General features: G+C 38.0%; 1 pseudogene. It reads left to right on the forward strand.

Features of this window, described 5'->3' with window-relative positions:
• Nucleotides 1-18 precede the first annotated feature (18 nt).
• Nucleotides 19-213, forward strand: a pseudogene (locus tag HMPREF2647_RS11060) (aminotransferase class V-fold PLP-dependent enzyme); the annotation flags it as partial.

The following is a 213-nucleotide window of genomic DNA, read 5'->3' on the forward strand; positions in this document are numbered from 1 at the left end:
AGGTATTGAAGTAGACCATTTGGATTTAGTGAACTACTTCAAAACATGGAACCTGTTGAGTATGGTGGGGACATGATTGATTTTGTAAGTAAGTACGATGCAACATGGGCTGACTTACCTACTAAATTTGAAGCTGGTACACCGATTATTGCTCAAGCTATTGGATTGGCTGAAGCTATTCGTTATATCGAAAATATAGGCTTTGATGCCATT

The sequence above is a fragment of the Staphylococcus sp. HMSC035D11 genome (assembly GCF_001836075.1).
GTDB lineage: Bacteria > Bacillota > Bacilli > Staphylococcales > Staphylococcaceae > Staphylococcus > Staphylococcus hominis.